This is a genomic window from Nocardia sp. NPDC005825 (assembly GCF_040630175.1).
Classification (GTDB): Bacteria; Actinomycetota; Actinomycetes; order Mycobacteriales; family Mycobacteriaceae; genus Nocardia.
On the sequence record NZ_JBEXXC010000003.1, the window covers coordinates 99,650 to 121,531 of the forward strand.

Consider the following 21,882-nt stretch of genomic DNA (forward strand, 5'->3'; position numbering starts at 1 on the left):
GGTGTCTCCCGGTTCGTGGTGAAGAACGTTTGTCTAAGACATATGTCTACACGAGGTCTGACACGTTTGTCTAGAACAAATGTCTAACACAGGTGGCGAGCGTAGGCTCGAACGGGAATCGACGCAGGTGGGAGGACGTGAACGTGACGACCCGTAAGGGACGGATCGGACTGTCGATCGGGGCAGTCGTGGCAGTGAGCCTCTGGGGCGAGTGGGAAAACTGGCGTGCCTCACGCAGATTCGTGGGGTCCGCTCCCGGCACCACGGAGGCGATCGTCGTGCTGGGCTATCGCAACGCGGGCACCCGGGCCAATGTGATGAACCGTTGGCGGGTGCGAGCGGGACTGCGGTCCGTCGACCCGGCCGCGGTCAGCAGCCGGCTCGTCCTGTGCGGCGGCGCGTGCGCGGGCCCGACCCCCGAAGCCGCGCTGATGGCCGACTACGCCACCGCGAACGGCTATCGCGGGCCCCTCACGGTCGAACGGCAGAGCCGAAGCACCTGGGAGAACATCGCTTTCGCCCTCCCCTACCTGGAGACTGTCGACCGGATCAAAATCGTCTCGCTCCCCTACCACGCCGAGCGAGGCCGGTCCTACCTAGTCCGCCAGCGCCCGGACCTCGCCGAGCGGCTCGTGCGCGGCGCCGAGTACCGCTTCGGCGAATGGATGCCACTGAAACCCCTACTCGCCCTGTACGGCCGGGGAAAACTGGTGTGATGGCCGATCTCGTTCTCACGCCGGAACGGCGCGACCAGCTAGCCGCCCTCCTCGGCGACGAACGTCGGCTGCGAACGCAATTCCCTCGGGTCGCCGAATATTTGACGACAGCGCCGATGCTGTCGGGCACCGGCGACGACACCGCGGACGCCGCCTTCGACCTTCGCCTGGTGCATTACCTCACCGGCGGCGAGTCCCAGAACCCGTACTGGGACATCGTCGCGGCATCCGTCGGCGAGGACGACGGCCACCGAGTGGTGAACGGCGGCAGTCCCTCCGGCAGCGGACGTCTCGCCTACGCGCAGACGATCCTGCAAGCGGCCTACGCGTACGCGATTCCCTCACCACAGACGATCGCGTGGATGCGCGAGTTCTGCGGAACCAGAACGGTGGTGGAACTCGGCGCGGGCCGCGGCTACTGGGCCGCCCAGCTCGCCCGAGCCGGCGTGACCGTGCGGGCCTACGATTCACATCCCCCGCACACCACCGACAACACCTCGTTCCCCACCGCCGTCGGCCAACCGGACACCTGGTTCGAGGTCGCCGACCTCAGCCGCTACGAACTCGCCGCCGACCGAACCGATCACGTACTACTCCTGTGCTGGCCGCCGGGCTGGGGCGATCCCATGGCTTCCCGCGCACTGGAGCGGTTCGCCGACCACGGCGGCCAACACCTCGTCTTCATCGGCGAACCCCAGGGCGGCAAGACCGGCGACGACCCCTTCTTCGACCTCATCCACGCCCACTGGAAGCTGGAATCCACCGACCCCCAACACGTTTCATGGTGGAACCTCACCGACGCCGCCCAATCCTGGATCCGCCACTAGTTCATCCGGATCACCATCGTCCCGCCCGGCGGCAGATGAGAATGCCTCACCCCGTAATGCCGATCCATGTCATCCTCCGCCCGAGATTTCACGACAGAGTTCCTCGATGCGATGAATCCGACCGCACCAGTCGATCTCGTGCCCGCGCTGGCCTGTCCGCAGCCAGTCGCCGTCATCTGTCACATCACCGGAATCCCGAGCGGATACCGGCAGCGCATCGAAAGGTCGTCGGCCATACTGTCCGACGTCACAGTCGCGGAAGCTCGTGAGTTACGCAAGGCGAGCATTGATTTCGCCCGATTATTTCTGCCGTACATCGCGGCTCGACGGATGCTGCCGCGTGACGACTTGATCACGTCCTTGACGCGGCAGATGGCCACCGGGGACATGAACCTCAAGGAGACCCTGTCGACAGTGGCCCTGCTGTTGATCGCAGGGCACGAGACCACATCGAATCCGATCCTGGGGACACCGCTTTCGTTGCTGCGCGATCCCGACGAACTCGATCGCGCACGAACGGATCCCGCCAGGATCACGGCGGTCATCGATGAAACCTTGCGCACCGACCCACCGTTGCCAGTGACGACGCTGCGCCAGGCGCATACCGATCTCGATCTCGTAGGGCAAGGCGTCAAACGTGGCGAACTGCTGATGGTTTTGCCGCTCGCGGCGAATCAGGATCCCGAAACAGTTGATACCCCATACATATTCGACGCTGATCGTACCGCTCACCACATGTCCTTCGGTGTAGGCATCCATCACTGTCTGGGAGCGCGGCTCGCGAGGGCCGAAGCGATGACAGCGTCAGCGGGCTGCTCCACCGGTTTCCGCACATCGGCTTGGCAGTCCCATCCGAGTCCCTTCGGTGGCGACGCAGCATCTTCTTTCGGCGGCTGGAGTCACTGCCGGTGTCCCTCACACGTGAGACGGTGCGGACCGCGCTGAGTTGACGCTGCACTCCCGATGTCGTTGTGGGAGAGTATATTTTGGACGGAAGAGCAGTGCGTACAGATACTACGTACGGAACAGCCTGACGTCGGAGAGAGTTCGGATCATGACTCTAGAACGAACCAAAGTGCAGCTCAGACGCATGTATTGGGTAACCACCGCTGCGTGTGGTCGTGACAGGAAGGCGCGATAGCTGACATGTGACATCTAGGATTGTCGGTGTTGCGCTGGCAATCTGATCTCATCAACACGACGCCACATCGAAGCTTCGAGGGGACCATGCCCAGCTCCAAACGACCGACGCCGAACCAGCCTGAACGTCCGCGAACCATCCTCAGCCTCGTCGGTACCGTCATCGACGCGGTAATCGACGGCCGATTGGATTGGGCCAGAACGGCTCGTCTGGTGATCATCGTGGTGGTCACGATCGCGACCCTCGCGACCGTGCCACTGGTGAGCCACCTGTGGTTGGCGCGGTGAACCCGGTGGTAGCCAGTCAGCTCGGCATGCGGATGACGACGGACGAGCTGGCCAACGCGATCGGTGTCGACGCCTCAACGATCAGCAATTGGCGTCGGCGGAAGGTCGGATTCCCCCGTGGTCGAAGGGCCGGCGGCGTGCTCACCTATTCGTTCGGTGAGGTGCTCACCTGGTTGAGTGCGCGCGAGATTCCAAAGCGTCAACGCCGAGCCTCGGACGGGCCCACGAACACCTACGGTGCACGCCTGAGTCATTTTTTGTCCGCAGCGGCGTCCCAGGTCGTGTTGCGTGATGTCGATGAACTGCCATTGGGGGCGATGAGCCAGTTGGACTCGTTGTACGGCAGGCATTTTGGACCGATCGGTGTCACGAGAGCAGACGTGCTCGACGCCGCTCTCGTATTGACCTTCACATGGATCACCTCACAAGACGAGTGGAAAGCAATCGAGTCCGCCAATGGACGTCTGGACACCATCACCGTCAAGGTCGATCAGGTGTTGCGCCGGTTCGGTTTCGTCATCAGCGCCGGCGCGGTGCTCCGGCCGTTGTGGTCGGGGAACGGTGACTCGTTGAAGCGGCTGGTCGGCCAGTGTAATTGCCTCGGTATCAAGGGATTCGAGGCGATCTTGACCGTGTTCGCCGGAGACTTCGGTGGGACTTCGGAGACCTACCGGACTCCCCGCGAGGTCGCCGAGCTCATGGGCGCGTGTGCGGTGCCGATCGCGACGCCGCTGAAGTCGGTGGCCGACCTGCACAACAGGCACGGAGAGCTCGTGCTGGCGGTGCCGACCACGCCCGGTGAGGAGCCGCCCGTGGTTTACGCGGTCGGCAACGATCCGGCTGCGGCATGGCGAACCCAAATGCACCTCATCGTGCGTGGGCGGGCCGGGACAGCAGTGCCAGGCGGCGTACCCTGGCGTTCCCGGCAGCGGGCGGAGACTTTCGACGCCGTGGTGACCAATCCACCCTTCAACCGAGCGTTGGGGTTCGTCCAGAAGCACTTCCGCTGGGAATACGGCAGCCCACCACCGCACAACAGCAACATGGCCTGGGTGCAAGCAGCGCTGGCCGCCACTTCGGAACACGGGCGGGCCGTGGTGCTGATGCCGGTCTCCGAGGGCGGCGACCGAGCCGACCGAAGGAGCGAGGAACCTCGTAGGAAGTTGGTCGACAGCGGCGCGTTGCGGGCGATCGTTCGATTGTCGAGCGATCTGTTCCCAGCGTCTTCCGTCGACACAACCGTATGGGTGCTCGAGCGTCCGCGTACCGATCGCAGCGGCATCGCGCCCATCGTTTTCGTCGATGCGACCCAGCTCAAACATAAGGAAAGCGAACGATTCCGGCCACGGCTCGTTGGAATGTCGGTGATGGCCAACTTGATTCGGACTTCCGGCAGCCTAGTGCCGGGCGAGATCCGCGAGTTGTCCGTCGAAGTCGGAAACCGTAGGGCGACTGGTCGGGCGGTAGCGGTACCCGTGAGTGAGGTTGTTGCACAGGGATATCTGCTTGCACCCCATACCTACCTTGGTCCGGTCGTTGAAAAAGGTGATGCGCATCTACGGCGGATCCAGAGTGATTCCCACGCCGCGGAGGATGCCCGGAAGCGGGTGATCGAACTACCGACCAACCCCATAACCATGGTGAAGAGGGAGCTCGTCTCCGCGGGTCTGCCCGCGGGCTGGGAAGCGGTGCGTCTCGGGGATTTCTGCGACATCAAGGTCGGGCCATCCAAGCTCAAGAAATCCGATCTCACCCACGGCGACGACGGAGTCGTCCCGGTACTGCGGCCCAGCAATCTTCAACCGCGCCGGATCATCACCGACGAGATGTTGCGGACGCCATCCGAGAAGGCGGCAATCTTCTCGGATTGGCGGGTAGAAGCAGATGACCTGCTGCTCGTTCGCGTCGGCCCGGTAGAAAGGGCAGCAATTGCCAGTCCGGAACATCACGGCTGGTTGATCGATTCCAACCTCACCCGACTACGAGTGGATCCCAAAACCATCGTGCCTCGGTTCCTCCTGGAATTCCTGCTGCGCGGTACGAGTATCAACCAGATCCGAGCAGCCGCCACGGTCAACGTCGCCCCATCGATGAGCGGTAGCAAGCTCGCCGACTTCGTCGTCACACTGCCTCCGCTCACCGAGCAAGCGGAGATAGTGGAGATCCTTGTGGAGCAGGAGCGCCGGACGGCCGCGTTGAGAGAGGCGATGCTGGCCGAGGAGAGGCTGCAGAATTCCTTGACCGAGGGACTGACGGCAGGCGCGGTCGGGCCTTACAAGCCAACTTCAGGGTCGAGCTCCACCGGCTCCGCTCCTGCTGTCGGGTCGGCGTGAGCGGGCCGATCCTGTTCGGACTCCTGTGCATTCCGGGCCCGGAGGTGATCCTCGGCGGCAAGCTCCTCCGGGATCGAGGCGTTCGCGACGCTCCCACTCATGCTGTGCCGCATTGAGTTCCGCATTCTGGCGGCGTTTTTCGGCGGCGCGGCGGTGTCGTTGCAGTCGCGGGCGAAGTCATTCGGACCCACACGGGCCCACCGGAATAGGACAGCATCGGCCTGGTCTCCGATCCCGACGACTGTTCGAAGGTGTCGGATTCGCTCGTCGAGTTCAGCGGCGGTCAAATGCCTCAGATCCTTACCGCTACCTGAATCATGATGGAGTGCCGATGGTTCGAACTCCATGGCCGCATGGCTCGTTCGGACGGTTTCGGTCGTGTTTGCGGTCGACAAGGCTGGTTCGATCCCGAGGCGCTGTAGTTGTCCGAGCTTCTACTGATAGCGGAAGCGGGCCTGGCGAAGCTCGGTGAGGTCGAGGTCGTCGGCGACGAGCCGCGCGCTTTCGACATCCTGAGGGCCGACGATCTCGTTTTCGCCTGCCGCTTCGACAAGTGCCCGAAAGGCACTGTCAGACAGAGATTTTGCGTTGTCGGCGACTTTGGCCGCGGATTCCGCACAGATCTTGGCAATGTGCAGATCGAGTGCTTCCCGAACGCACTGCTGCCCTGGTAGCTCGCAGTGGCCGCCTCGTCCGGTTGAGGGGTGCGTCGCTCCATCGAAAGCGCCTGCCCGCATACGGATCCGGAGGCGGACGAGGTGCGGTTCGCCGACGCCATCACCTTCCGCACCATCGTGGCCATCCGACACGTGCATATCGATCCGGAAGGCCGTCCACGACCTGACAACTTCTCCAGCACACGATCGGAGGCGAAATGGAACTCCATAGCAAGAAATTCGGCGAGGGACAGTTCATGCCCTTCGGCTGCGTGCCGCCATCGCAGAAAATAATCGACGAGGAGGAATCCGATGTCCCAGCAGATACGCACGATCGTCGAGGTCGCCTGGCGCGAACACATCGGGCTGCCGACGGAGTGGACCAGCAGTCAAATCGAGAGCTTCCTGGCGACGGCGACGGCCACGATCAGCAGCGAGATCGACCGCCGGATCGTGGCGAGCCAGCCTCGGGCTCTGAATCAGTGGCGCGAGCAAATGGGGCAGGAGCCGGACTACCTGACCACGGTCGGGCTGATCAGCAAAAACGGCACCCTTCCGGCTGCCGGAGCCGAAGCGGCGGGGACGCGAATTCCTGTGGGATGTCGAGGAGTTGATGCGTGCTATGGAGGAAATCGAGCCCGATCACATCAGGGGACATCGTGGCTAGGACCGGACGACCGCCGAACCCTTTGGGCGCCCCCGGATCGGTGCGGCTGAAGGAGTTGCGTCCCGGGCATTGGGAGGCTGACACCGTGGTCCGTGATCGTAGCGGGAAGCGGCGGCGCGTCCTGCGGGTCTCACCCGATCGGTTTGACAGCATCGGCGCCGGATTCCCGACCGGGATGGGAGTCGCGCTGAGGCGGCGGTGAGGGCCGCGGCGGCCGAGTTGGCTCCCGATACACGCAGCGAAGTGACCGGGGCGACGACTCTTGCACAGCTGTGGAAGCTGTACCGCGTTCACCTGGTGAAGAAGGGACGCGCTCCGAACACCCTGCGGCTCTACGATCGCTGGGCGGCGTTGCTCGTCGAGAAGTACGGCTTCCGACGCCATATGCCGGCCGAGTTTGCCACCGGGGATGCCGAGGAGCTCTTGGAGTGGGTCGCCGAGGAACACGGCCGGGCGGCGATGCTGAATGCGCGATCGATGTTGTCGGGCATGTTCCGTTACGCGGTGCGCAAAGGACCGCTCGGCGTGAATCCCGTACGGGAAGCCGAGATTCCAGAGAATGTGGCGCCCAAGGCCCGTACTGGCGGCGCTGCCCACATCGAGACCGAGTATCTGCGGTTCGTGCTGTCCTCGGTGTACTGGTCGACGGTGCCGGGCCCGCGCAAGCTCACCAAGGCCGAGAAGGCGCACGGAATCCGTTCCTACACACCGCCGACGGTGGCCGAGTACTGCGACGATGCCGATCTCGCTGACCTGGTTGTCCTGGAAGTGGCCACGGGCCAGCGTCCCAGTCAGGTACTCGGGTTGGCCTGGCCCGACTACAACCGCACCAAGAAGGAGATCCGCACGGTCGGCAAGGTCGTCCGGGTCCCGGGTGAGGGTCTGGTCCGAGTGGCGAAAGAAGGCGATCCGAAAAACCCGCAGGGCACCCTTGCGCTGCCGCAGTTCGCTGTGGATGTCCTCGATCGCCGCTGGGAGCGGTTGCAGGACCGCAAGCGCGACAATCCGCCGCCCGAAGAGTACCCGGTCGATCTGATCTTCCCGTCGTTCGACTGGACTTTGCGCGATCCGGTCAACGTGAATCATCAATGGCAACGGGTGCGGGAAGCGCTGGAGCTTCCGGACAACTTGGTGCCGTACACATTCCGGAAGTTCATGGCGGTGGTGCTCGATGATGCGGGGCTGTCGGCTCGGGTGGTTGCCGACATCCTCCAACATGCCGATCCGGCAATGACCCAGCGCAAGTACATGGCCCGCGGCCGAGTCCATCACAACGCCGCGGCGATTTTGCACAAGGTCGTCACGGGGCCGAATGCCGACGATGACGGAAATGGACGGGCCCCGACTTTTGCGCGATTTAGTTGAGACTTTTGGCCCATTGAAACGGGAAAAGCCCCTGACCTTGCGGGGCGAACCGCTGGTCAGGGGCCTTTTGCTCCCCCATCTGGACTCGAACCAGAAACCTGCCGATTAACAGTCGGCTGCTCTGCCAATTGAGCTATAGGGGATTGTTTCCCTGGCTGGCCCTTCCGGACCGGCCGGAGAAAACTTTAGCGTATCGGTTGTACAGTTCCCAAATCGCGGCTCTACCTGCGGGAATATGGGTGGGGAGGGGACGGGGTGCCGGATCGACAGGGTGGGGTGGGGTCGGGCAGGATGTGGGGGCGGACTGGTCTATGGGAGGAGCTTCTCGGGATGCTGCGGTTGATCATCGGTGTGGCGGCTGGGTATGTGCTGGGCGCCAAGGCCGGGCGGGTTCGGTATGAGCAGATCAGTAAGACGACCCGCGCGATCAGCGAGAGCCCTGTCACGCGGAAGGTCGTGTTGATGGGGCGGCAGAAGCTCGCGGACAAGCTGAACACCCAGCCGAAGCTGGAGCCGATGGTGCCGCTCGACGAGCGGACCACGATCCTGGTGCCGCAGGACCAGCTGCGGCGCTGAGGGATTGGGGCTTTGCCCCTTGCCCCCTTGGGGGCTGCGCCCCCACACCCCTGCCTTGGGGCGGCGAGCTTCGCCGCCTGCCAGGTCGGTGATGTGTGCGTGGGGTGGGGGTCAGACGCCTGCGAAGTCGCCTGAGTTGCCCATGGCCTGGGTGAGGAGGCTCTTGCGGTATTGCTCCAGGGCTACCAGGTCGCCGAACAGGGCCATGTAGGCGTCGGGCTGTTCGGTGGAGGAGATGCGCTGGAGTTTGGACTTCAGTTCGGCGATCTGGCGGCCGACCCAGGATTCCTGGGTGCGGGCCAGGACGCCGGCGACGAAGCGGGGGATGTCGTCGGCGGATTTCACCGGGAGGGGTTCGGCGGCCAGTTCGGAGACCATGGCGCGCAGGGTGAGGTCGTCGGTGTTGTCGGCGACGGCGGTGACCCATTCGGCGCCGGTGAGGCCCGCGGCGGTGCCGCCGGCTTCGGCGATGGCGGCGCGGACGGCGACGAAGGCGGGGTGGGTGAAGGCTTCGGGCTCGAGGGAGTCGAAGACCGCGCCCGCGAAGGCGGGGTATTGCAGGGCGGCGGCGAGGGTTTGGCGTTGGGGCAGCAGGGCCGGGTCCGTGGGGTTGGGACGGGCGGCGGGGCCGGGTGAAACCTCGTGGTGGGGTTGGCGTTCGGGGATGCCGGGCTTGGCGCCGGTGCGGGCGCCCTTGCGGGCCTCCTCGCCGACGCGGCGGACCACCTGCTGGATGTCGTCCCAGCCGACCCAACCGGCCAGTTTGGTGGCGTAGGCCTTGCGGAGGGCGAAGTCCTTGATCTGGGAGACCACGGGGACGGCGCGGCGCAGGGCCTCGACCTGGCCTTCGGGGGCGTCGAGGTTGTGTTCGGCGAGCAGGCCGCGGATGACGAACTCGTACAACGGGACTCGGCGGGCGACCAGGTCGCGGACCGCGCCGTCGCCGTTGCGCTGGCGCAGTTCGCAGGGGTCGAGGCCGTCGGGGGCCACGGCGATGTAGGTCTGGCCCGCGAGCTTCTGGTCGCCGGAGAAGGCCTTGAGGGCGGCGGCCTGGCCGGCGGCGTCGCCGTCGAAGGTGTAGATGATCTCGCCGCGCCAGAAGTTGTCGTCCATGAGCAGGCGGCGCAGGATCGCGAGGTGGTCGTCGCCGAAGGCGGTGCCGCAGGAGGCGACCGCGGTCTTGACGCCGGCCAGGTGCATGGCCATGACGTCGGTGTAGCCCTCCACGACCACCGCCTGGTGGCCCTTGGCGATCTCTCGCTTGGCGTGGTCGAGCCCGAACAGCACCTGGGACTTCTTGTACAGCAACGTCTCCGAGGTGTTGATGTACTTGGCGGTCATGGTGTCGTCGTCGTAGAGGCGGCGCGCGCCGAAGCCGATCACCTCGCCGCCGAGATTGCGGATCGGCCACAGCAGGCGGCGGTTGAAGCGGTCCATGGGGCCGCGCTGGCCCTGCTTGGACAGGCCCGCGGCCTCCAGCTCCTTGAACTCGAAACCCTTGCGCAGCAGGTGTTTCGTGAGAGTGTCCCAGCCGCCGGGGGCGTAGCCGCAGCCGAACTGGTGGGCGGCATTGTGGTCGAAATTGCGGTCGGTGAGGTACTTGCGGGCCGCCTCGGCCCCGGGCTCGCCGAGCTGTGAGATGTAGAACTCGTGCGCGGCCGCGTTGGCGGCGACCAGGCGGGCGCGGGTGCCGCGGTCGACGCGGACCGAGGTGCCGCCGCCCTCGTAGTTGATCTTGTAGTTGAGCCGGTCGGCCATCTGCTCGACGGCCTCGACGAAACCGACGTGCTCGATCTTCTGCAGGAACGCGAAGACGTCGCCGCCCTCACCGCAGCCGAAGCAGTGGAACACGCCGTGATTGGGCCGCACGTGGAACGACGGCGACTTCTCGTCGTGGAACGGGCACAGGCCCTTCATGGAGTCGGCGCCGGCCCGGCGGAGGGCGACGTACTCCCCCACGACATCCTCGATCCGGACACGTTCACGAATCGCCGCGATATCGCGGTCCGGAAGTCGGCCAGCCACGCCAGCGAGTCTAGCCCCGGGCAGCCGACACGCTCGACCGGGACGCACGGCTGGACGCCGGACCGAATGGCCTTTCCGGCACGTGCCAGGATCGATCCGTGCTCAGCCTCTACCACGACGTCCGGACGCCGGTGCACGTCGTGCCCGCGGGGGTGAAGCTGGCCGGGCTCGCGGTCGCGGGGACGGCGCTGTTCTTCGTGTCGTCGATCACCGTGCTGACCGGCGCGCTGATCGTCGTACTCGGCCTGTACGCGCTCGCGCGGATTCCGTGGCGGACGACCGGGCGGCAGGTCCTCGCGCTGCTGCCGTTCCTGGCGTTGATCGTGATCGCGCAGGTGATCTTCACCGACGCGCGCACGGCGGTCCTGGTCGGGGAACGCCTGCTCACCCTGGTCCTGCTGGCCAATCTGGTGACCTTGACCACCCGCACCTCGGCCATGGTCGACACCATCGAGCGCGCGCTCACCCCGCTGCGCCCGCTCGGCGTCCGCCCCGAACGGGTCGGCCTGCTGGTCGCCATGACCATCCGATTCATCCCGGTCATCCGTGAGCAGGCCGAACTCGTGCGCGCGGCGCAGCGGGCTCGTGGCATCGAGCGCAGCACGGTCTTCCTGGTCCCGCTACTGATCCGCACACTGCGCATGGCCGACGGGGTCGGCGAGGCCCTGGACGCTCGCGGCCTGGACTGACCGGTCGGTCCGGCGGCCATTTAGGATGCCTCGGGTGCGTAGTAGGGATTTGGCGCAGATCGCGCTGTTCGCGGCAATCATGGTCGTCCTGGGATTCTTCCCGCTGATCCAGTTGCCGGGAGCCTTCGCACCGTTCACCTCGCAAACTCTGGGCGTCATCCTGGCGGGCTCGATTCTGGGCGCCAAGCGCGGCGCGCTGGCCATGCTGCTCTTCGACGTCATGGTCTTCGCGGGGCTGCCGGTGCTGGCGGGCGGGCGCGGCGGCCTGTCGGTGATCATGGGCCCGACGGGTGGCTTCGTGATCGCCTACCCGATCGGCGCGCTGGTGATCGGCCTGCTCACCGAACGGGTGTGGAAGCATTACAACCTGCCGCTGGCGCTGCTGATCAACTTCCTCGGCGGCGCGATCGTGCTGTACGCCATCGGGATTCCGTGGATGGCCGCGGCCGCGCACATCTCGCTGGGCAAGGCCGTCACGACCTCGGTGGCGTTCCTGCCGGGCGACGTGGTCAAGACGGTGATCGGGTCGCTGGCCGCGGTGGCGGTGCGCAAGGCGTATCCGATGATTCCGGCGCGGGCATGATCGAACTCGACGGCGTCTCACACCGATTCGGCGAGCGCGAGGTCCTGCGCGACCTGGATCTGCGCTTGAGCGAACGCCGCATCGCCGTGGTCGGCGCGAACGGTTCGGGCAAGTCCACCTTCGCGCGACTGCTCAACGGCCTGCAGGTGCCGACCTCGGGCACGGTCCGGGTGGACGGCCTCGACACCCGCAAACAGGGCCGGGCCGTGCGCAAACGGGTCGGATTCGTCTTCCAGGATCCGGACGTCCAGATCGTCATGCCGACGGTCGCCGAGGACCTCGCCTTCGGGCTCAAACACCACGGCGTCGCCAAATCCGACATCCCGCACCGGGTCACCGAAACCCTCGCGACCTACGGCCTCACCGAGTTCCGCGACCATCCCGCGCATCTGCTCAGCGGCGGCCAGAAGCAGCTGCTCGCCATCGCCGCGGTGCTGTCGGTGCGACCCGAGTACGTGGTGTTCGACGAACCGACCACCCTGCTCGACCTGCGCAACACCCGCCGCATCACCCGGATGCTCCGCGACCTCCCGCAGCGACTGGTCGTGGTCTCCCACGACCTGGACCTGCTCGCCGATTTCGACCGGGTGCTGGTGTTCGACGAGGGCCGCGTCGTGGCCGACGGCCCGCCTGCGGAGACCATCCCGCGCTACGTGGCCATGCACTCGGACTGAGCCTGCGCCGATTGCCGCGGGCACCTGGCCCCATGGCTCGCCCCCACACCAGCGGACCGAGGCCGTCGCCGCTCGAAGTCCTCAGTCCTCACGCCCGAACAGATGCCGCCGCACGTGCGCGTTCAGCCGCTGCCCGGGCCGCGCGTTGAACGCCATGTGCACGCTCACCCGCGGAATCTCGCCCTGCACCGGCGTCACCCGGTGCCGGGACCGCCGCCCGGCGTGCAGCACCAGCGTGCCCGGCACGGTCGGCAGCATCTTCACCATGTGCCGGTGCCGCATCGGCAGCCCGCCCCCGCGCTCGATGAAAGCCCCGGGCAGCGGGATGTATTCGAGCGCCCCACCCCGCTCCGGGGCGACGATGTGCAGCATGACCGTGTAATCGGACATGTCGTAGTGCCAGTCCTGCGCGTCCCCGTTCTCGTGGATCTGCACCGTCATCGCGCCCAGTTCGTCGGCGGACCGGTAGGCCTGCTCCCCCACCAGGTGGGAGACGAACTCCCGCAAGGGTTCCCAGTGGTAGAGCGCCTTCAACGGCGAGGAGTCCGGGATCCGGTCGCAGGCCACGGTGTATTCGAAGCGCATGGCGTCGCCGAGTCCGTCGGAGAGCACGTCGGCGGCCATCTCGGTGACCGCTGCGGGCCGCAGGAATTCGGGCAGCACGGTGACTCCGCTGACCAGGAAGTCCGCCTGGGACCGCTCGATCACCTCGCGCAGCCGCGTCACGGACCGCCGGTCGAGCGGATATCGCTCGAGGTCGACCAGGTCGTCCACCTCGCGTGTCATCGCGCGCCCCCTGCCGCCGGATTCACCGGAATCAGGGTATCGCGGCGGCGATGCGTTCCAGGCGGCTCTCGGTGTAGGAGGCGATCTGGTCGACGATGACCCGCACCCGGGCGGTGTCGTCGGCGGCTTCCTCCCACCACGGCAGCAGCAGCCGGTCCAGTCCGTGCGGGGCGGCGGTGAGCAGCCGGTCGGCGACGAGCAGGATGCGTTCGCGCTGCCCGGCCTGCCGCACCCGGTGGATGGGGTCGGAGAGCACGTACCGCAACGCCATGGTCTTGAGGACCGCGACCTCGGCGGCCACGATGCGCGGCACCTCCAGATCGGCGGCGTAGCGGGACAATTGACGGCCGCCCCAGGCGGCGCGGGTGGCCTCGACGGCGGCGGTGGCGAAGCGGCCCACCAGATCGCTGGTCAGCCGTTTGAGCGCGACCGAGGCGGCCAGGGAGCCGTCGTATTCGGCGGCGGCGGTCACCACGGGCAGTTCGGAGAGCCGCTGCGCCGCGGCCACCATATCGTCCACGCTGTGCGAGCTGTGCCGTCGCGCGCCGAGTTCGGCGAGCGCCACCTGTTCGGCCGGATCGGCCAGGGCGCGCAGGTCGATGCGCCCGGCGATGACACCGTCCTCGACGTCGTGCACCGAGTAGGCGACATCGTCGGACCAGTCCATGATCTGGGATTCCAGGCATTGTCGGCGTTCGGGCGCGTCCTTGCGGACCCAGTCCAGCCGGTCCATGTCCACCCCGTAGGCCCCGAACTTGGAGCCGGGACCCGTTCTGCCCCACGGATATTTGATGACGGCGTCCAGGGCGGCCCGGGTCGGGTTGAGTCCGTAACTGACGCCCTGATCGTCGAACACCTTGGGTTCGAGCCGGGTGAGAATGCGCAGGTTCTGCGCGTTGCCCTCGAAACCGCCGTGCGCGTCGGCGAATTGGTCGAGGGCCTTCTCGCCATTGTGCCCGTAGGGCGGGTGCCCGATGTCGTGGGCGAGTCCGGCCAGGTCCACCAGGTCGGGATCGCAGCCCAGGCTGTCGGCGATGCTGCGGCCGATCTGGGCGACCTCCAGCGAATGGGTGAGCCGGGTACGCGGGGTGTCGCCGTCGCGCGGGCCCATGACCTGGGTCTTGTCGGCGAGCCGCCGCAGGGCGGCCGAGTGCAGGACGCGAGCCCGGTCGCGCGCGAATTCGCTGCGCCGGGCCGGGCACGGCGACCAGCTCAGTCCGGCCGTGTGCTCGGTCTCGGGAACCATGCGTTCCCGGTCGGCGTCGGTGTAGACCCGGTCATAGTCGATGCGTGCGTTCATTGCTCACTGATCCGCCGTGTATTTGAAGTCCGCCGAGAAATGGGTCAGCTGATACCAGAGCAATGCGAAGGTCTCCCGGAAGATCCCGTGCGCCTGCGATTCCCGCGTGTACACCGCGGGCCCGGTTCTGGTGGGCGCGGTCCAGGCCGACAGCCCGGCGTCGCGCGCCATCGTGCGGGTGCGCAGCGAATGCCAGGGGTCGCTGACCAGCACCACCGACGATTTTCCGCGCGCCAGCAGCGCTTTCGACACCGCTTCCACGCTCTGCAGGGTGTCGGAGCCGGTTTCGACGGCCAGGATCCGGTCCTCCGGGACGCCCTGGTCCTTCAGGTAGTTCTTGCCCGAGGCCGCCTCGGTGTAGTTGTCGCCGACCCGTTTGCCGCCCACCGTCACGATCATGGGGGCGACCTGCTTGCGGAACAGCTTGTGCGCCTGGTCCAGTCGCGCCTCGAACACCGACGACGGGGTGCCGTCGTACTGGGCCGCGCCCAGCACCACGATGGCGTCGGCGCGGGCGTAGTCGTCGATGCGGGCCACCTGCCACACGTGCAGCGCGGTGCCGCCCACCACGACCAGGCCCATCAGCACCCCGCCGGCCAGCAGCCGGCGTACCCAGCGCAGCGTGCCGCCACCGCGTTCGGAGGCGGTGGATGCGGCCATGTCCGGTGCCGGCCAGTCCGGATCGGCTCGGTGGTTGCGGAGTCTCACCAACCGCGTTGCCGCCATTCGGGCAGCTGCGGGCGCTCGGCGCCGAGGGTGGTGTCGTCGCCGTGGCCCGGATACACCGCGGCGTCGTCCGGATAGCGGTCGAACAGTTTCGTCTCGACGTCGCCGAGCAGCGAGGTGAACTGCTCCGGCGACTGGGTCCGGCCCACGCCGCCCGGGAACAGCGAGTCACCGGTGAACAGGTGGACGCCGCCCGCGTTGTCGGTCAGCGCCAGCGCGACCGAGCCGGGGGTGTGCCCGCGCAGGTGGATGGCCTCCAGGACGAGATCGCCCACGTGGACCTTGTCGCCGTCGGCCAGCAGCCGGGCCGGGGGCACCGGCAGCGGCGCGGCGTCCAGCTCGTGCGCGGCGGTCGGAACGTCGGTGGCCGACACCACATCCGGGAGCGCGAACCAGTGGTCCTGGTGCTGGTGGGTGGTGACGATGAGCTCCACCCGGCCCGGCGCCTCCTGGCCGATGAGCTCGAGGATCCGCTCGGCCTCGTTGGCGGCGTCGATCAGCAGGGTCGCGCCGGTGGCGGCGCACTGCACCAGATAGGTGTTGTTGTCCATGCCACCGACCGACATCTTCACGATGCGCGCGCCCGGAACCTCACGCTGCTGCGGATTGGAGCCGGGCGAGACGTGGCCCGTGTAGGGCGAATCGATGGTGATCACGTCACCGATCGTAGTCATGGCTTCCGACACAGTGTGCAGAAGAAACCGACCCTCCGCGTTCCACAGTTAGATTCGACGCATGCGGCCATCGAAGCAGCTGTCCCTCCTCGTGACCGGTCTGCTCGCGGCCATGGCCCTGCTCGGCGGGCACGCCGCGCCGGCCGTGGCCGAGACGCCCCTGCGTCTGCCCGGTTATGTCACCGACAAGGCCGGGGCGCTGGATCGCGGGCAGACCGCGGAGCTGCAGCAGGCCATCGACGCGCTGTACTCGCGCGACCACGAGCGGCTGTGGGTCGTCTACGTGCGCGACTTCAGCGGGATGGACTCGCACGCCTGGGGTGAGCAGACCGCGAAACTGTCCGGGTTCGGGGATCGCGACGTGCTGCTGTCGGTGGCCGTCGACGATCGGGCGTACGCGTTCACCGGGACGGTGCCGCAGTCGGTCAGCGACAAGGAACTCGACCGGCTGCTCACCGACCAGGTGGAGCCGAAGCTGCGCGACGGGAACTGGGCCGGGGCCGGGCTGGCCACGGCGACCGGACTCTCGGACGCCATGAGTGGGTCCGGCGGCATCGGGCTGTTCCCGATACTGATCATCGCGCTGCTGGTGGCGCTGGCGGTGCTGGCGATCTGGTGGTGGTCGAAGCGGCGCAAGACGCGGCGGGAACGCTCGGTCATGGATTCGGCGCGCAAGACCGATCCGACCGACACCCGGGCGCTGGAGGCCCTGCCGCTGGTCGTCCTGGACGCCCTGTCCAAGGAGACGCTGGTCGACACCGACAACGCCATTCGCACCAGCACCGAGGAATTGCGGCTGGCCACCGACGAATTCGGGGCCACCGCCACCGCCCCCTTCACCGCCGCCCTGGAGGGCGCGAAACGGGCGCTGGCCAAGGCGTTCTCGATCCGCCAGCAGCTCGACGACGACATCCCCGAGACCCCGGATCAGCAGCAACGCATGCTGATCGACCTGGTCAGCAGCTGCGGCAGCGCGAATCGGGACCTCGACGCCAAGGTCGGCGAATTCGACGCCATGCGCAATCTGCTCATCAATGCCGGGGAGCGGCTGGACGCGCTGACCCGCGACCTGATCGAGCTGACCGCGCGGGTGCCCGGTTCGCGGGCCACGCTCGCGGCGCTGGTGGCCGCGCATCCCGCGTCGGTGCTCGCGCCCATCCACGACAACGTGAGCATGGCGAGCGAACGAATCGGGTTCGCGGAGAAGACGATCACGGACGGGCGCGCCGCGGCGGCCAAACCGGTCGGGCAGCAGGGCGCGGCGGTGTCCGATATTCGCGCCGCCGAATCGGCGGTGGACGCGGCCCGCACGCTGTTGGACGCGGTCGATTCGGCCGCCACCGATATCGAGCAGGCGCGGGCCGGACTGTCGGCCATGATCGAGGAACTGCGCGGCGATCTGGCCACCGCCGACGGGCTGTCGGAGCACGGCGGCACCGATCTGCCCGCCGCGACGGCCGCCGCGCGCACGGCTCTCGATCAGGCCATCGCCGACGGGGCCACCAATCCGCTGGGGGTCTTCCGGCAGGCCGTCACCGCCGATGCCGCGCTGGATCAGGCGATCGCCGCGGCCGGTGATCGCAAGCGGGCGGCCGAGGACCTGCGTCGCCGTCTCGATCAGACGCTGACCGCGGCCCGCAGCCAGGTCAACGCGGCCGCCGACTACATCAGTACCCGGCGCGGCGGGGTCGACGCCGAACCGCGCACCCGGCTCGCGGAGGCTCAGCGCAGTCTGGAGCAGGCCGATCAGCTGGCCGCCTCGAATCCCGAGCAGGCTCTTCAATCCGCCCAGCGCGCCGTCGAACTCGGCGCTCGCGCGTTGCACACCGCGCAGGCCGCGGTGCAGGAATGGCAGGCTCAGCAGCAGCAACGCGTGTCTTCCGGGGGCTCCCAGACCGGGGCCATCCTGGGTGGAATCCTCATCGACGGGATGCTGCGCGGGATGGGCAATGAATACCGCCGCGGCGGTGGCGGATTCGGCGGCGGTTTCGGCGGCGGGGGCGGTGGCCGCAGCTACGGCCCCGGCTCCTTCGGCGGTTCCGACGGCTCCCGGCGGATCAGCCGGGGCGGCCGGTTCTGAGGGTTCGGCTCACCGGAGGCGAGCCGAACCCGGCGCGCTCACCAGCCGGAGCCGGTCCCACCCGAACCCGTGTTGGCCACGATGGTGCCGATGACCATCTGCGCGAGCCCCGCGATCAGGCTGAGAATTCCCATGGTGTCCTCCGACTTCCGCTTTCCTCACCGACTGTCCGGTGTAGCGGTGAACCTAGCCCAGCAAACTTGAGAAAGTGGCTTATTTCAGAACATTTCCCACTGGGCGGCACCCGTGGTCATGATTCAGCTACTGCCCCGGGGCGCTAGAGCCAGCCGAGACGCTCGGCCGCCCGGACGGCTTCGGCGCGCGTGCGGGTGCCCGTTTTGCCGATGGCGGCGGACAGATGGTTGCGGACCGTGCCCTCGGACAGGTGCAGGAGTTTGGCGATGGCGCCCGCGGTCGCGCCGTCGGCGGCCGCGGTGAGGACCTCGCGTTCGCGGGCGGTGAGGGGTGAGGTTCCGGCCGTGAGGGTTTCGGTGGCCAGGGCCGGGTCGACGACGCGCAGGCCCATGTGGACGCGGCGGACGGCGTCGGCGAGTTCCCGGGCGGGGGTGTCCTTGACGACGAAGCCGGAGGCGCCGGCGTCGATGGCGCGGCGCAGGTAGCCGGGGCGGCCGAACGTGGTGACCATCAGGATGCGCACGTCCGGGTGGGCGGCGTGCAGCTGGGCGGCGGCCGAGATGCCGTCCAGGCCGGGCATTTCCACGTCCAGTAGGGCCACGTCGGGTGTGGTGCGCTCGACGGCGGCGAGCACCTCGTCGCCGCGGCCGACCTCGGCGACGACGTCGAGGTCGGGTTCCAGGCTCAGCAGGGCCGCGAGGGCGCCGCGGACCAGAGCCTGGTCGTCGGCGAGCAGCAGTTTGATCATTCCGGCTCCTTGATCGTCTCCGGGAAGCTTGCCAGCACCCGGAAGCCGCCGTCCGGGCGCGCGCCCAGGGTGAGTTCACCGCCGGTCGCCCGCACCCGCTCACGCAGTCCGGACAGGCCGGATCCGGTGCGGGCCGAGTCACGCGGTCCCACACCGTCATCGGCAATCTCGATGCTGTTCGGGGTCACCCGCACCCAGCAGTGCGCCGCGCCGCTGTGCCGCACCACATTGGTGACGGCCTCGCGCAGCACCCAGCCGAACACGACGCTGTGCCGCGACGGCAGGTCGCCGGGATCCGGGAGCACGCCCTCGATCTCGGCGGCGTCGAGCGCGGTGCGGGCATTGGTCAGCTCGCCGGCGAGCGAAACCGCCCGCAGCCCACCGACGGTCGAGCGCACCCCGGCCAGCGCTTCCCGCGCCAGCTGTTCCACATCGGCCATCTCCGTCCTCGCGCGCTCGGGGGCGATGTCGATGAGCCGTTGCGCCAGTTCGGTTTTCACGGTGATGACGGTGAGCGAGTGGCCGAGGATGTCGTGCACGTCGCGCCCGACCCGCAGCCGCTCCTCCGCCACCGCCAGTTCGGCGAGCTGCTGCCGGGCGATGTGCAGTTCGTGATTGCGTTGCAGGATCACCCGGATTCCGCCGACCGCGAAGGCCGCCAACCCGATCGACTGCATCAGCGAGTACGCGGGCGGCTGTCCGGTGAGCAGTTGCGGCAGCACCGCGAACACCACGATCAACGCCAGTTCGAGCGGGACCGCCCGCCGCACCGGCAGCGTGAACGCGATGTAGGAGGCCATGTAGACGCCCAGCCCGAGCATCTGCGAATGCAGGGTGACCGCCGCGGCCGCGATCAGCGCCGCCTGCACGGCCAGCGATCCGACGACCAGCAGCCAGGGCGGGCGAGGCGGCCAGCCCTGGTCGGACGGGCCGCGCACCAGCAGCCAATAGGACGCGACATAGGCGATGCCGAAGGCGACGATCACCGCGATCGTGTACGTGCGGGCCACCGGATCCTCGAGCTGCCAGCCCTGCCGCAGCGGGTCGAACAGGTACACCGCCCACACGGCCGCGAGCAGCGTCCCGAACCGACGCCGCCGCCGGATACCCGCCTCTTCCGCGTCCACACCGCCGGACGCTACCCGAGCCCACACCGATCGGACCCGGTCAGCGCGCGGTGTCACAGAGACTGGGAGTGGCGTCGAAGCGGTCGGCCGTGGAACCACCGCGGCCGACGGCGGCGGCCGCGTCAGCCACGATCGCCGCAGCCCAGGACCGGCCCGTTGCGATGCCGGGACCGGTGCCGGTAGCGGGAACGTTCATATGTCCACCGTCACCGATCCGAACCCGCGACGCCTCCCCGATTCGTCACCTCCGGGCCATGACAGACGTCACGGATCCCGCGGCGATCAGGCCGTGACGGTGACGCTGTGCAGACCGCCCGGGCCGATCGGGAACGGCGGGCGCTCCTCGGCGTCCTGGACCTCGCCGGAACGGCTGATGGCGCGGGCCTGAATGGTGTGGGTGCCCGGCGGCACGTCGACGATCGTGCGCCAGCGCCGCCAGGCCGCGGGGGCCAGTTCGGAGCCGAGTTCCACCGGCAGCCAATCGGTTTCGCCGATCCGGATCTCCACCCCGGCGACCCCGTGCGGCGGGGCCCAGGCCACGCCCGCGACGGTGAATTTGCCGCCGCCCGCGCCGCCGCCGGAGGCGACGTCGATGCGGGCCTGCGGCCGCACCCACAGCGGTTCGGCGGGCCAGCCGCGCTTCCACCAGTAGTCGACGTGGCTGTCGTCGGTGAGCTCGAGTTCGCCGACCCACTTCGCGCCCGAGTACTGGCCGTAGATGCCGGGCACGAAAACCCGTGCGGGGAAGCCGTGTTCGGGCGGCAGCGGTTCCCCGTTCATGCCGATGACCAGGTAGCCGGGCCATTCGCCGGTGCGCAGCGGTTCCAGCGGCAGGGAGATGGTGTAGCCGTCGACGGCCCGGGTGACCAGGCGGGTCGCGCCGGATTCGGGGACCGCGTGGTCGAGCAGGGCGGTCAGCGGGACGCCGAGCCAGCGGGCATTGGCGCACCGGCCGGAGCCGACGGTGTTGTGCACGCACACCATGACGGCGTCGAATTCGACGGCCTGCTCGGCCAGATCGGCCAGCGACAGCCGCAGCTTGTGGGCGACCCGGCCGCCGATGGACAGCCGCCAGTCGGCGGGATCGATGCGCGGGGCCCGCGAATTCACGTCCGCCACATAGAATTTGCTCGCGGGGGTGATGAGCGGGGTCAGGCCCGGTTCGCTGCCGATGCCGTCTTCGGGGACCGGGACGTGCGCGCCCATCGGGCCGACCCGGCGGGCCCGTTCCCGGTGCCGCTGATCCTCGCGCCGCACCAGGGTCTCGGCGGCGGCGATCATGCCGGTTCCCGCTGCGGCCCACAGCAATCCGTGTCCGGTGGGCTTGCGCAGTCCGGCCCGCAGCACGGCCGCGGCGGCCACCGCGCCGAGCGCGCCGGGCACCGAGCGGTCGGTGCTGCGCAGGGCCGCGGCCGCCGTGGCGGCCCCGAACACGGCGGCCGCGGGGGTGCGCAGTCGCGGCGGGAGCAGTGCCGTGCCGACGGCCGCGCCCACACCCCAGAGCGCGACACCGAGCCGGGTCATCTCCTTGTCGTGGTCCCCGGCCTGCGCCACCATGGTCTCGACCACCTGCACGGGCGCGTAATCCGCGGCCAGCCGACCGATTCCGTCGAGCATGGAGCCGCCGCGCGCCGCGGCGAGCAGCTCGCCCGCGCCGAGCGCGCCCACCCCCACCGCGACCGCGTGCAGCAGCCCCTTCTCGTCCGCCGTCCCCTTCACCGACACTTGTCCGAACCTTCCGTAGCCGACCGGGTTTCCGGGCCCATT

The 21,882-nt window shown here is 68.0% G+C and carries 22 protein-coding genes and 1 tRNA gene; 12 read left to right on the forward strand and 11 right to left on the reverse strand.

Going from position 1 to position 21,882, the window contains the following annotated elements:
- Positions 1 to 143 precede the first annotated feature (143 nt).
- The 5 genes from ABZ382_RS09305 to ABZ382_RS09325 all read left to right on the forward strand — a co-directional run bounded on the left by ABZ382_RS09305 (position 144) and on the right by ABZ382_RS09325 (position 5,304).
- Positions 144 to 716 (forward strand): YdcF family protein, encoded by a 573-nt coding sequence (locus tag ABZ382_RS09305; RefSeq protein ID WP_357086171.1) that lies wholly within the window; start codon positions 144 to 146, stop codon positions 714 to 716.
- The gene (locus tag ABZ382_RS09310; RefSeq protein ID WP_357086173.1) at positions 716 to 1,543 is read left to right on the forward strand and encodes a hypothetical protein; all 828 of its coding nucleotides are present in this window, start codon (positions 716 to 718) and stop codon (positions 1,541 to 1,543) included. Before ABZ382_RS09305 ends, ABZ382_RS09310 begins: the two co-directional genes overlap by 1 nt.
- A gap of 66 nt (positions 1,544 to 1,609) precedes the next feature.
- A complete protein-coding gene (locus ABZ382_RS09315) occupies positions 1,610 to 2,488 on the forward strand; it encodes a cytochrome P450 (RefSeq protein ID WP_357086175.1) in 879 nt (292 codons plus the stop codon).
- Between the two features lie 222 nt (positions 2,489 to 2,710).
- Complete coding sequence (locus ABZ382_RS09320; RefSeq protein ID WP_357086177.1) at positions 2,711 to 2,971, forward strand: hypothetical protein; 261 nt, start codon at positions 2,711 to 2,713, stop codon at positions 2,969 to 2,971.
- Entirely contained in the window at positions 2,968 to 5,304 is a 2,337-nt protein-coding gene (locus ABZ382_RS09325) for an N-6 DNA methylase (RefSeq protein ID WP_357086179.1), read from the forward strand. Before ABZ382_RS09320 ends, ABZ382_RS09325 begins: the two co-directional genes overlap by 4 nt.
- 434 nt (positions 5,305 to 5,738) lie before the next feature.
- Here ABZ382_RS09325 and ABZ382_RS09330 read toward each other — a convergent pair whose 3' ends face one another.
- Positions 5,739 to 6,113 carry a hypothetical protein gene (locus ABZ382_RS09330; RefSeq protein ID WP_357086181.1) on the reverse strand — a complete coding sequence of 125 codons (375 nt, stop codon included), beginning with the start codon at positions 6,111 to 6,113 and terminating at the stop codon, positions 5,739 to 5,741.
- 159 nt (positions 6,114 to 6,272) lie between these two features.
- On the opposite strand from ABZ382_RS09330, the gene ABZ382_RS09335 reads away from it, so the two are divergent.
- On the forward strand, positions 6,273 to 6,677 hold the full coding sequence (locus ABZ382_RS09335) for a hypothetical protein (protein ID WP_357086183.1): 405 nt from the start codon (positions 6,273 to 6,275) through the stop codon (positions 6,675 to 6,677).
- 193 nt (positions 6,678 to 6,870) lie between these two features.
- Positions 6,871 to 7,992: a tyrosine-type recombinase/integrase gene (locus ABZ382_RS09340; RefSeq protein WP_357086185.1), complete on the forward strand. Its 1,122-nt coding sequence runs from the start codon at positions 6,871 to 6,873 to the stop codon at positions 7,990 to 7,992.
- 70 nt (positions 7,993 to 8,062) lie between these two features.
- On the opposite strand, the gene ABZ382_RS09345 is transcribed toward ABZ382_RS09340, so the two are convergent.
- Positions 8,063 to 8,135 (reverse strand) — tRNA-Asn (locus tag ABZ382_RS09345).
- Positions 8,136 to 8,322: 187 nt separating this feature from the next.
- Here ABZ382_RS09345 and ABZ382_RS09350 point away from each other — a divergent pair.
- Positions 8,323 to 8,568 carry a hypothetical protein gene (locus ABZ382_RS09350; RefSeq protein ID WP_213560124.1) on the forward strand — a complete coding sequence of 82 codons (246 nt, stop codon included), beginning with the start codon at positions 8,323 to 8,325 and terminating at the stop codon, positions 8,566 to 8,568.
- Between the two features lie 111 nt (positions 8,569 to 8,679).
- On the opposite strand, the gene dnaG is transcribed toward ABZ382_RS09350, so the two are convergent.
- On the reverse strand, positions 8,680 to 10,593 hold the full coding sequence (gene dnaG, locus ABZ382_RS09355; RefSeq protein WP_357086187.1) for a DNA primase: 1,914 nt from the start codon (positions 10,591 to 10,593) through the stop codon (positions 8,680 to 8,682).
- 98 nt (positions 10,594 to 10,691) lie between these two features.
- Here dnaG and ABZ382_RS09360 point away from each other — a divergent pair, with 98 nt between their 5' ends.
- From ABZ382_RS09360 to ABZ382_RS09370, 3 genes are read left to right on the forward strand one after another with little or no spacing between them, the layout of a single operon-like run.
- Positions 10,692 to 11,282 carry an energy-coupling factor transporter transmembrane protein EcfT gene (locus ABZ382_RS09360; protein ID WP_357086189.1) on the forward strand — a complete coding sequence of 197 codons (591 nt, stop codon included), beginning with the start codon at positions 10,692 to 10,694 and terminating at the stop codon, positions 11,280 to 11,282.
- Between the two features lie 34 nt (positions 11,283 to 11,316).
- Positions 11,317 to 11,865: a biotin transporter BioY gene (locus ABZ382_RS09365; RefSeq protein WP_357086191.1), complete on the forward strand. Its 549-nt coding sequence runs from the start codon at positions 11,317 to 11,319 to the stop codon at positions 11,863 to 11,865.
- Complete coding sequence (locus tag ABZ382_RS09370; RefSeq protein ID WP_357086193.1) at positions 11,862 to 12,539, forward strand: ABC transporter ATP-binding protein; 678 nt, start codon at positions 11,862 to 11,864, stop codon at positions 12,537 to 12,539. Before ABZ382_RS09365 ends, ABZ382_RS09370 begins: the two co-directional genes overlap by 4 nt.
- Positions 12,540 to 12,620: 81 nt before the next feature.
- On the opposite strand, the gene ABZ382_RS09375 is transcribed toward ABZ382_RS09370, so the two are convergent.
- Genes ABZ382_RS09375 through ABZ382_RS09390 form a run of 4 tightly spaced genes read right to left on the reverse strand, consistent with a single transcriptional unit; the run spans position 12,621 to position 16,025 of the window.
- Entirely contained in the window at positions 12,621 to 13,325 is a 705-nt protein-coding gene (locus tag ABZ382_RS09375; RefSeq protein WP_357086195.1) for a hypothetical protein, read from the reverse strand.
- Between the two features lie 31 nt (positions 13,326 to 13,356).
- The gene (locus ABZ382_RS09380) at positions 13,357 to 14,625 is read right to left on the reverse strand and encodes a deoxyguanosinetriphosphate triphosphohydrolase (RefSeq protein WP_357086197.1); all 1,269 of its coding nucleotides are present in this window, start codon (positions 14,623 to 14,625) and stop codon (positions 13,357 to 13,359) included.
- A 3-nt stretch (positions 14,626 to 14,628) separates the two neighbouring features.
- Positions 14,629 to 15,285, reverse strand: a complete 657-nt coding sequence (locus ABZ382_RS09385) for a YdcF family protein (protein ID WP_357086199.1) — start codon at positions 15,283 to 15,285, stop codon at positions 14,629 to 14,631.
- 44 nt (positions 15,286 to 15,329) lie between these two features.
- On the reverse strand, positions 15,330 to 16,025 hold the full coding sequence (locus ABZ382_RS09390) for an MBL fold metallo-hydrolase (protein ID WP_357086201.1): 696 nt from the start codon (positions 16,023 to 16,025) through the stop codon (positions 15,330 to 15,332).
- Positions 16,026 to 16,086: 61 nt separating this feature from the next.
- Between ABZ382_RS09390 and ABZ382_RS09395 the strand changes: the two genes are divergently transcribed.
- Positions 16,087 to 18,105 (forward strand): TPM domain-containing protein, encoded by a 2,019-nt coding sequence (locus ABZ382_RS09395; protein WP_357086203.1) that lies wholly within the window; start codon positions 16,087 to 16,089, stop codon positions 18,103 to 18,105.
- A 277-nt stretch (positions 18,106 to 18,382) separates the two neighbouring features.
- Here the strand turns inward: ABZ382_RS09395 and ABZ382_RS09400 are convergent, their stop codons facing one another.
- The 4 genes from ABZ382_RS09400 to ABZ382_RS09415 form a co-directional block, all read right to left on the reverse strand.
- Positions 18,383 to 18,988 (reverse strand): response regulator transcription factor, encoded by a 606-nt coding sequence (locus ABZ382_RS09400; protein WP_357086205.1) that lies wholly within the window; start codon positions 18,986 to 18,988, stop codon positions 18,383 to 18,385.
- Positions 18,985 to 20,115 carry a sensor histidine kinase gene (locus tag ABZ382_RS09405; protein ID WP_357086207.1) on the reverse strand — a complete coding sequence of 377 codons (1,131 nt, stop codon included), beginning with the start codon at positions 20,113 to 20,115 and terminating at the stop codon, positions 18,985 to 18,987. The genes ABZ382_RS09400 and ABZ382_RS09405 overlap by 4 nt, the downstream gene beginning before the upstream one ends.
- A gap of 40 nt (positions 20,116 to 20,155) precedes the next feature.
- Positions 20,156 to 20,311 carry a hypothetical protein gene (locus ABZ382_RS09410; RefSeq protein ID WP_357086209.1) on the reverse strand — a complete coding sequence of 52 codons (156 nt, stop codon included), beginning with the start codon at positions 20,309 to 20,311 and terminating at the stop codon, positions 20,156 to 20,158.
- Between the two features lie 86 nt (positions 20,312 to 20,397).
- Positions 20,398 to 21,840 carry a molybdopterin-dependent oxidoreductase gene (locus tag ABZ382_RS09415; protein WP_357086211.1) on the reverse strand — a complete coding sequence of 481 codons (1,443 nt, stop codon included), beginning with the start codon at positions 21,838 to 21,840 and terminating at the stop codon, positions 20,398 to 20,400.
- Positions 21,841 to 21,882: the final 42 nt, after the last annotated feature.

Bases quoted from the DNA above. Each gene is read 5' to 3' on its own strand.
- ABZ382_RS09380 (WP_357086197.1), bottom strand. From the start codon at position 14,625: ATGAACGCACGCATCGACTATGACCGGGTCTACACCGACGCCGACCGG.
- ABZ382_RS09410 (WP_357086209.1), bottom strand. From the start codon at position 20,311: ATGAACGTTCCCGCTACCGGCACCGGTCCCGGCATCGCAACGGGCCGG.
- ABZ382_RS09350 (WP_213560124.1), top strand. From the start codon at position 8,323: ATGCTGCGGTTGATCATCGGTGTGGCGGCTGGGTATGTGCTGGGCGCC.
- ABZ382_RS09400 (WP_357086205.1), bottom strand. From the start codon at position 18,988: ATGATCAAACTGCTGCTCGCCGACGACCAGGCTCTGGTCCGCGGCGCC.
- ABZ382_RS09310 (WP_357086173.1), top strand. From the start codon at position 716: ATGGCCGATCTCGTTCTCACGCCGGAACGGCGCGACCAGCTAGCCGCC.
- ABZ382_RS09390 (WP_357086201.1), bottom strand. From the start codon at position 16,025: ATGACTACGATCGGTGACGTGATCACCATCGATTCGCCCTACACGGGC.
- ABZ382_RS09370 (WP_357086193.1), top strand. From the start codon at position 11,862: ATGATCGAACTCGACGGCGTCTCACACCGATTCGGCGAGCGCGAGGTC.
- ABZ382_RS09385 (WP_357086199.1), bottom strand. From the start codon at position 15,285: ATGGCCGCATCCACCGCCTCCGAACGCGGTGGCGGCACGCTGCGCTGG.
- ABZ382_RS09375 (WP_357086195.1), bottom strand. From the start codon at position 13,325: ATGACACGCGAGGTGGACGACCTGGTCGACCTCGAGCGATATCCGCTC.
- ABZ382_RS09335 (WP_357086183.1), top strand. From the start codon at position 6,273: ATGTCCCAGCAGATACGCACGATCGTCGAGGTCGCCTGGCGCGAACAC.
- ABZ382_RS09315 (WP_357086175.1), top strand. From the start codon at position 1,610: ATGTCATCCTCCGCCCGAGATTTCACGACAGAGTTCCTCGATGCGATG.
- ABZ382_RS09395 (WP_357086203.1), top strand. From the start codon at position 16,087: ATGCGGCCATCGAAGCAGCTGTCCCTCCTCGTGACCGGTCTGCTCGCG.